The sequence below is a fragment of the Nonomuraea sp. NPDC050478 genome (assembly GCF_044458265.1).
GTDB lineage: Bacteria > Actinomycetota > Actinomycetes > Streptosporangiales > Streptosporangiaceae > Nonomuraea > Nonomuraea ferruginea.
The window spans coordinates 19733-28665 of record NZ_JBITHT010000019.1 but is presented as its reverse complement, the minus strand read 5'-3'; the positions used below and the strand labels follow the sequence as shown (position 1 = coordinate 28665).

5 protein-coding genes are annotated in these 8933 nt (G+C 60.8%); 2 read left to right on the top strand and 3 right to left on the bottom strand.

The window, feature by feature from the left end:
• The first annotated feature begins 779 nt into the window (after nucleotides 1–779).
• Nucleotides 780–1997, top strand: a complete 1218-nt coding sequence (locus ACIBF7_RS44775; RefSeq protein ID WP_397199906.1) for a hypothetical protein — start codon at nucleotides 780–782, stop codon at nucleotides 1995–1997.
• 1337 nt (nucleotides 1998–3334) lie between these two features.
• The gene (locus tag ACIBF7_RS44770; RefSeq protein ID WP_364446069.1) at nucleotides 3335–3742 is read left to right on the top strand and encodes a hypothetical protein; all 408 of its coding nucleotides are present in this window, start codon (nucleotides 3335–3337) and stop codon (nucleotides 3740–3742) included.
• 23 nt (nucleotides 3743–3765) lie between these two features.
• Here ACIBF7_RS44770 and ACIBF7_RS44765 read toward each other — a convergent pair whose 3' ends face one another.
• From ACIBF7_RS44765 to ACIBF7_RS44755, 3 genes are all read right to left on the bottom strand, one after another.
• Complete coding sequence (locus ACIBF7_RS44765; protein ID WP_397199905.1) at nucleotides 3766–4548, bottom strand: transposase family protein; 783 nt, start codon at nucleotides 4546–4548, stop codon at nucleotides 3766–3768.
• Between the two features lie 277 nt (nucleotides 4549–4825).
• Nucleotides 4826–6757: a hypothetical protein gene (locus tag ACIBF7_RS44760; protein ID WP_397199904.1), complete on the bottom strand. Its 1932-nt coding sequence runs from the start codon at nucleotides 6755–6757 to the stop codon at nucleotides 4826–4828.
• Complete coding sequence (locus tag ACIBF7_RS44755; protein ID WP_397199903.1) at nucleotides 6741–8876, bottom strand: AIPR family protein; 2136 nt, start codon at nucleotides 8874–8876, stop codon at nucleotides 6741–6743. The genes ACIBF7_RS44760 and ACIBF7_RS44755 overlap by 17 nt, the downstream gene beginning before the upstream one ends.
• Nucleotides 8877–8933 lie beyond the last annotated feature (57 nt).

Sequence of the window (8933 nt, the reverse complement as noted above, 5' to 3'; positions counted from 1 at the left end):
TCATCGAACTCGATATCGCCTACCCAGGACGGATCAGGTAAAGAGGGTTCTCCATCACCCAGAAAGGATCTTTACACACTTCAGGTGACAAGCTCTCGCGGTGGAATGAATCGTCCTAGATTCGGTGGATATGGTGTGCCCTGAACCCGCGGCTCAGATGCGTCGACCTCTCGGCCCGGGGGCGGCGTTGCGGCGTGCGTAGAAGGCGGCAGCCGCAGCAGGTGCAAGGTCAACTATCAGTTCACTGTTCAGGGGGCGCAAGCTATACAGTCATCCGCTTTCGAGCTAGTGTCACTCGCGGGAGTCCGAAGCTCAGGTATCGGAAGGGCGTGCACTGGAGCAGTGGAGCGACGTTGTGAGCGTGTTGGCCCAAATCCTGCGGGCATTCTATTTTTATCCTGTGCGCGGACATCATACTTATCCATGGATCGTCACCGTGCCGAGAGTGGTACGAAGCACCCAAAGTCGCTCTGGGCCATACCTCGGCCAGATGAGTGTCACGTTTTCTGCGAAGCGGAGCATACGAACCTTCCAGACGAAGACGGACACTATTGGGCCATATCTCCCGAAGGAGAGCCATTCTTTGGCAGAAATGGCGAGCGCATGGCCTTCTTTTTCGCTCCCGTAAATACCGTAGACCCATGGCACGGGTTTCCCGTCGGCGGAAGGAAGAATATGCCTTTTCACAGCCCTCCTCCCGACAGTATCGTCGATTACTGGTATAGACAAAAGCTTATTACCTGGACCACATACAGGCGCATTTTGACGAGGCGATTGTAGTGACCAAGCTTCTTAGCGTAGAGATCAAGATTACAGGCGAATACAGAGACCTGTGGCTATATAAGCGGCGTCTATATATCTGGGATCGCGAAGGCGGACTTCGGTTCCTCGATCTCGAGGAGGCAGTGAAGCACCTGGCACGCACGTATGGGGCGTCGATCGCCAATATCGTTCAGACTCTAATATTCCGGAATGATTGGAAAGTTGGAGAGCAATTCCGGGCGATGATGCGGGTTCCCGAGGTAGAGGCAGCATATCTGCGCCCTTTTCGCGAGACATCTCGGATCGTCGTTCACATACCAGATCATCTTTTCTCGCTGAATGAATCCGAACGCTATAGTGGCCCAGTGCTAGACACATGCATTTATGCCAACCGCGTCTATCTTGGCACACCCGACGGCTTGCTGGAAACATATATCAACGAGAAAAAGCCTGCGCTCAGCTATGGCATTGACCAGCAGACCGACTTTAGGGTTGCCCGGATCGCTACACGCTACTCTGCCATCAATGCTTCAGCCGAAAAGAAGGGGTTGTATTTCGCGAGAATCAACTACATGGAGCCGGACGGTTCATTGCACGGCTTCCAAAAGGCGCACTGGAAGCAGGTGGCTGATTTCTCCCTTGCGACTTCCTTTGTTCAGCACAATCTACTGAACTACACAGATGCTTCGGTGCCAAATCTTCTCCTTGCGCAAATCGAGGAGGCTCGTCCCCATCGAAGTGCGCGTTATGACGATAGTCAGGTGATCGGCTATGAAGATTCGCTGGATCTAAGCTCGGCGGCCCTGTCGGCAGCGTCTACCTCAATGAGGACTAACGTCGACAACCATAACACAGGCTCTTTCGAGGTTATCGGGAACTCGAGCTACCATTTGCTGGCAGCCCTAAACGATCGGCTCCGAGTTATTGACCTTCGCGCCAAGAGCGGCATGGATGTCGAAGTCCGGCCCAGTAAGAAGTATCTAAGTGTTGGACTTGAGTCTGTCCGCGCCAGTGAGATTCTTCAAACCTATCCCGTAAGTGGCGGCTTCGCCGTTGAGCTGTATGACTCTCTTTGCTTGATCACAGAGCAGGGGAGCTTCAACCTAGCTTATGGTGAGATGGCTGGGGTGCGTACTTTCGCAGGTTCACTTAGGCATAAAGAAGTTGTAGCGACAGTACAGGAAGAGTGTGTCTCGTTGCTTGGCTTCTACATCGCGGAAGAGGTCCTTTTTTAGATTCCGTCCTATCAGAGGTACGCCCAGGTAGACCACTACCCCATGAATAATCAGCGAGACGGTTCCCTGAGCGTATCCCACGCCTGTACCGCTTCAAACTCGTGCACGTGGTTTGAACTGGTGTTTCATTGGGTCGGTCAGGCGGCTCGGCGGTACTCGTTGATGGCTCCGCTGAGCACCTTCCGGCGCTGAATCCGCCTTCCAACGGCACCACGGCATGCTCGTCTTGGCGGGCGTTGTTGATCGGGATTGATGCGGGGTAATGGTGGTTGTAGTACTCGGCGTACTCGTTCAGGACTGATCGCAAGTGGCGTTCGTCGTAGATCAGCATCCGGTCGGTGCATTCGCCTCGGACGGTTCGGACCCCAGCGTTCGGCGTAGCAGTTGGCTCAGGGCGTACGCGGCAGCGTCTTCATCACCGTGACGCTCAGGCTGGTGAAGACCTCGTCGAAGACGGCAGTGAACTGGTATCCCAGTCACGGATGAGGAGCCGAAAGACATGGTCCGGCGCCCGAGATCCATGATCAGATTTCTCACCTGCTGAGCGGTCCAGGCGCCGGTGGGATGAGCGGTGACGCCCAGGACGTGCACGCGTCGTGTGTCCAGCTCCATCACGAACAACACGTACAGACGTTTCAAGAAGATCGTGTCGACATGGAAGAAGTCGCAGGTGAGCAGCCCTTTCGCTTGCTGCCGTAAAAGCGTCCGCCAAGAGGTGTCGGAGCTTCTTAGCGCCAGCCGGTGTCGGCTTAAAGCCGGACTGGGCGGATCGGGCGCGCTTGGACGGCATTGGCGCGCTTCCTGCCGACGGAGCTGCGAGCTCATCGGTTGGTCACCCCAGGCACCCTCTTGCCTGGCATCGGCGTTTAATCAAACACTCATGGACCTACCCACAGCACGCCGGCCTTCCTGAGATGAGGAAGGAGGTCCGGGATCTGATCCTCTGTTTGCCGCGCCAGAACGCCAGGTGGGGGGTATCGGCGGGTACGTGGCGAACTGGTTCGGCTCGGCGTGCAGGTGAGTGAAGCGACCGTGCGGCGGATCCTGCGTTCGGACCGGACGACCTGACGCTTCAACACCGCCACCTCATGCCGGAGCACCATGATCTCGGCATCCCTTGGACTCCTGACCACGACCCCAGCAGCACCAGCGAACCGAACATCCGAATCAAGGCCAGACACAGCAGACGAACCGACATAGAGCGCGATCTTGCTTACGCAGCGCATCGATGTCAAAGCCGCAGACTGCATTCGATGAGTTATGAAGCGGTATAGGCCACCATCGACCGGCAGTTCCCCACCAAGGAAGCCCTGTACGAGGCAATCGTCGTGGCCTGCGTGCGCACGCTCGTGGACGAGGCCCGTGACCTGGCCGTCTCCGAGGAACCGGGCGCAGCGTTCTTCCGCTTCTTCACCCGCGTCGTCGAAGACGCCACACACAAGAAGACTCTGGTGGACGCCCTCACGGATGCGGGCATCGACGTCAAGGTCGGCATGAACGAGCTGAGCAGGGAGATGGTGGCTGCGATCGAGACGTTGCTGACTCGTGCCCAGCAGGCCGAAGACGTTCGCGCCGACGTGCGCATCCCCGAACTGCTCGCCCTGCTCAGCGCCGCCTGCCTAGCTGCTGAGCGTGGTCAGTGGGAGGAGGGCCTGCGCACGCGCACCCTGTCCGTCATGTTCGATGGCCTGCGCGGCCCTTCCCTCGGACCTGCGCCGGGTGTAGCAGGGGCTCAGCCCGTATAAGCCCACCATTCACTGAGCCCTTTTCATCCTGAGTAGCGGCCTTCTTCGATGAGCTGAAGGACGAGGATGGCCTGCACGAATGTGGTGGCGCGGTGTGGGCAGCAGCGCAGCCGGGTCAAGACCTTCCAGGTCTTCAAGGTGGCAACGGCGCGTTCCCCACAGGCGCGGATGCGAGCGTGTGCGCGGTTGACCGAGCGCTGATGGCGCGACAGCGGCGGCCGCAGCCGATGGCCTTTGAACGGCGTGCGGATGCTGCCGCCCGCGCCCTGATATCCCTTGTCGGCGAAGGTCTTCACCCCTGCGGCGGTCAGCGCGTCGATCAGGCCCGTGGCGCGCGCCGCGGTCAGGTCATGCGTGGCACCGGGCAACGCGGGTGAGGCCCACACCAGCCGGCCGGCTGGATCGGCCAGGACCTGCACGTTCACGCCGTGACGGCGGTGTTTACCGGAGTAGTACGGCCGTTCGTCGGCCAGCCGGTCGATCGGAATGAGGGTGCCGTCCAGGATGGTGTAGGCCAGTCGGCCGGCGCGTAAGACGGCGGCGTGGACGTCGTCGGCGAGTATGGCGAGCAGGTCGGTCGCTTCGCGGACGTAGCGCCAGGCGGTGCTGGTGCCGATGTGAAAGCCGGCGGCCAGGCGGGCGTAGGTGTCACCGTTGCGCAGGTGGGCGAGTACGAGCAGGGCTTGCCGGGATGGGTCCAGGCGCCGCCACCGGCAGCGGCGCTCGGAACGTCGGGCGCGGATCAGCTCGGCCAGGCGGATCAGGGCGTGATTGGACAGCGGAATCGAGGCACGGTAAGACAGCAACGAGGCTCTCCGGTAGAGGCATCGGATCTTGGTCGACTGCTGTCTTACCGGGAGCCTCTTCTCATGCCAACCCATCCCGGCGCCGCCCCCTGCTGACCAGCGCGATCAGGTTGGAAGAGCCTCACTTTTGACTTGTGCCCGCAAGTACGCAAGCTGCCCTTAGCCACGCCGCACGCGAAGCTCTTCTCCCCACCGGGCGCCCAGTCGCCCATCAGTAGAAGCCAGACGTGAAGTCGTTCAATGAGGCGGAGAGGTAGGTCTAGATGGCTGTGGCCACCTACACTCCGTACGTTGTGTAGAGGCGTTTGAGTTCGTCTTGCCACACAATTTGAAGTTCCGAAGGACTGTCAGGTCGCGGACGACCATGCCTCGCCAGCACGTCCGCGAAGCCAGGGTCCATCCTACCGTCCAGCATCGTGATCAAAGCCGCAAGCAGGGGCCTGTTCCGGTCCTGGTCCATCGCCGCAAGTACCGAGACCCAATCATCGCCGGTAAGCCATGCGGCTCCGTTCACGCTGAGGGCGACCGACACCCAAGTAACCGTCTCTCCCCGAGCGGCTACAGCCTGGAGGAAATCGCGAAGCTGAGAGGGGAGAACTGCGGCGCGGGGCGACGGCCATGCGTAGCGGAGTTTGAGCCGACGGATCTCGTCCTCCTCTTTACGCCAGGCCTGTTCCTCTGCACGGCGTGTAGCTCTTGCTCGCTCAAGTTCCTCTGCACGAGCTCGGCGCTCCTCCTCCTTTTGTTGCTCGAGCTGCTGCCGCACTTTCCATTCTTCAAGCCGATACACTTCACGGATTAGCGCATATTCGGCCCCAACGCGAGCGCTTTCTTCCGCCTTGGCCGCTTCCTGCTGCTGGCGCGCCTCGTGCTTTCGCTTCTCTCCTACCCAGCGCTCGGCTCGCTCCAGTTGCGCTCTGTCCCACCTGTCGTGTCCGGCGAGCGTTTTCAGCACTGGGCGTGCCCGATGCAGGAGCTCAACCACCTGCGCAACATCCTCAGCCTCCCTCGCACGCTTAATCATGTCGAGGACGCCGTACATCTCGTCCCTCGCCTTCCAGATCTCCCCTTGCGTGATCACTTGGCGTGGCACGGACCTTTTCGGAGCCGGGTGTGCAGCCGACCTCGCTCGTTTCTGCTCCGCATTGACCTGTCGCTCAACTTCCGCAGAAGCAATGGGCACGGCGGACATCGTGCCGAGTGGACGCAAGCCGTCAGCGAAGACGTCCCACGGCCGTTCAGAGCGATCAACGCGCTTGACTCGCGACACACCCACGATCTCGTGATCTTCTCCGACTGTGAACGTCAGCCGGTCTGGCACCAAGATTCGCGCTTGCAGGACATCCCCGCCTTGCCTGGGGATTACCTCTACAGGCACCCCACAGGTTCCTGCCGGGATGCCTAGGCCGCCCAGAGGACGCGCCACAGGCTCAAGTGGGCGAGCCACTGCGGTAAGAAAGTCCACCGGCCAGGACTCCTGCGTTTTCTCCGGCAGAGACGCCTGCCATGCTTCCATTTCCGGTGTGATGATGCCGTTCTCCGTAATGCGACACTCGTACAGATCGGACCAGCCGACTCGGCTGTCGGCGGTAAGCGTTCCGAGCTGCACGACGCGGCGATCCTGTCGCTGGTCACAGCGGACCAGGAGAGCGTAGCCGTGCAGGCCGGCCACATGTTCCGCCGTATGAGATGCCCTGGGCCCGAAGAGCCAGCTGACTCTCTCGTTCTCCTCCCGCAGACGGCGATCGCAGGCGGTCCAGGTCCCCGAAAGCATTGGTTCCAGTTGGACCTGAATGATTGCGTGTCGATCTCGGATCACGAGTTCCGAGCAGCTATAGTCGTTGAAAATGCCCTCGAACCGCTGGCGCGGCATGCCACTGCGCTGCTGGACCACACCTGCCAGCCCATTGTGGATGTGAAGGTGGTCCGCGCTGGCGATGCCGCGATCATGTAGTTCGCACGCTCTCGATGACGTCATGCGTGGCCCTGGCCGGTGGGCGAAGTGCGCGACTCTGTCATCGTAGATCTTGATGCTCAATTGCTGGCCACAGCCGCGAAGCAGGTGACCACACCAGAACGTTCGCCCCTCGTAAAGATCGCGAAAACGCTCCGCCGACCATGGGTCTACGGGAAGCGACGCTCCGGCATCCGAGTCCCGGTCGTCGAACACCGCAGTTTGCACCTTGCGCGTGTCACGCACGACCTTCATCGCCTTCTTCCTCCTGCTTGGCGAGAACATCGAGTGCGAGTTCCCACAGAGTGCCTTCTCCCTTGATCGACCAGCGAGAGGGGCCCTGTACAGCGACCGGGCGAACGTCCGGCGACCAGCCGGCCCTGTTCCAAATCTCCGTCACCAGGCCGGTCGGCGAGTATCTCCTCCCATCGATCGCCCATACGAGAGGCTTGGATCGGTCGTTGACCCAGGCCGCTTGGCCTCGGCGCGAATCCTCGGCCAGCCAGGACTGGAGGGCCTCTCGTTCGGGCTTCGTGGCGTACTCGAACGACAAGATGGTGCCGTCCCGAATCCGACCGGCGTCCACCAGCGTGGGAACCGCATTCGGTCGCCGCTGCCGCTTCGGGCGAGGAGCCGGCTTGTAGTCGGATGGCAGGTCCGGGCTGAGAGTGGTGTCCGCCAGGCGCGCGACAACGAGATCGACAAGCAGCGCGCATCGAACAGGGTTGGTGATCGTGCTGCTGATGAAGGAGGTGGCACCAAACTCGTCGTCGATGCAGAAGATCAACCAGGTCAGCACGGAGTCAACCAACTCCGGGATCCGCGCGAGCACCGACGCGAGGTCATAGTCAGGCGTGTCGATGCCTTCCGGATCTATGCGCCTGAACACGATATGGGTAATTAGGAAGTCGGCCTGCTCGGCGACGGCTCGAGCCCGCCCTGTCCACTTCGTCTTGGCGTCCTGGAGCGCCGCGCCCACGGCCCGCATGATGAGGTACGAATGCCAGATCTGAAACGCGGTGGGCGCCGGTTTGAACAGAAGGGCGTAGGTTTCGGCTTCCCAGAGCAGGTCCGTGCTCCGCTTCGCACGGACGGCCAGGTCGACTTTGCGGTGGGCACACGCCAGAGCAATCGCTGCCTGCACCACGGAGCAGCCGGCTTCGGGAAGCGGGTCTGGCTCGCCTCGCCGGAACGTGTAGGTCTTGTCCAGGGAGAGAGCGAAGTCCTCACGGATGGCGATCTGAGCCGAGTCCAATGCGACGACAAGGTCCCGCTGCTCGACCCGGTTCTGAACATTCGTTGCCCGCGTCACGGAGTTGCCGAAGCCTTCGGGACAGTTCCCCGTACTGATGACCTTGAGGCCGACGTAAGCCTCCGCAACCCCGTCCGGAGCCCTGCGAGCCGCTTCCGCGATAGCGGCCACGGTCTGGGCGCCGTTGACCACACTTGCCCCTTCCATGAGAACCTCGGCCGGCCCTTTGTGGCCGAGGCTCCAGGCCTTCCGTTCCACGCGATCGCAGAGAACAGTGATCCCGTTGTTGAAGTACCAGAAGTCGTGAGGGCTGTTGACGAGTGTGCTGACGAGCTCATGGTTCACCGCGGTGAGCCCCAGCGATTGCCGGATGTTCTTCGAGAAGAGCCGGTCACCGTGGGTATCGAACCAGTGAGCGATTTCCACCGCCGACGCCCGGCCTTGATAGGCGTCGTAGGGCTCGCCGATGCGGATCCATTCATCCATGTGGGCGCTTAACTGGATCGGTGGCTCGGCGAGCCCGCCTCGCACCGCTTCCCAAATCCGCTGCAAGGACCATACGTCGTGGTCGAGCTTCTTATCGAAGCCGGTGTTGAACTCGCTCTTCAGGGCGTCGAACCGTTCCAACACCGCTGACGAAAGTGTCCCCCCACCCATCAGTACGACGACAAGAGTGATGCGGCCGCGAGGATCGGTAAGGACAGCTTTGACCTGCTCAGCGTGGGCCTCGAACCGCTCGTTGAACCGTTCGAAATTCTGCTGGTCGATGGAGGTCAGCCCATCCCAGAATGCGCGAGCATCGTCGATGCCGAAGCCGGCAGTTCCCCTGTCCTTCCATTTGCTCTGAATCAAGAGCAGGTGGAGACCGTTGTCGGCGAAGGCGATCGCATCGATGCCGACGTCGTTCGCACCGTCGATGACGGCATCTCCGGCTTGCTCCGGAGTGAGATCGGCAAGCCGCCGGGCCACGAAGGCAGCCAACGCTCGACTGAGAAACTTTCGCTCGAACTCTTCCGGCGACATCTTCGTTGCATCGCCCATATGGATCAGGCCGTCGAACTCCTTGTGCAGCGCATCCGCGACGTGACGAACCTGCAACGGCATCCCGCTTGGCTTGACCATGAATTCCCCTTGTAGGAACGTGACACAGAGATCATGGCACCACTTGCGCGCAAATCC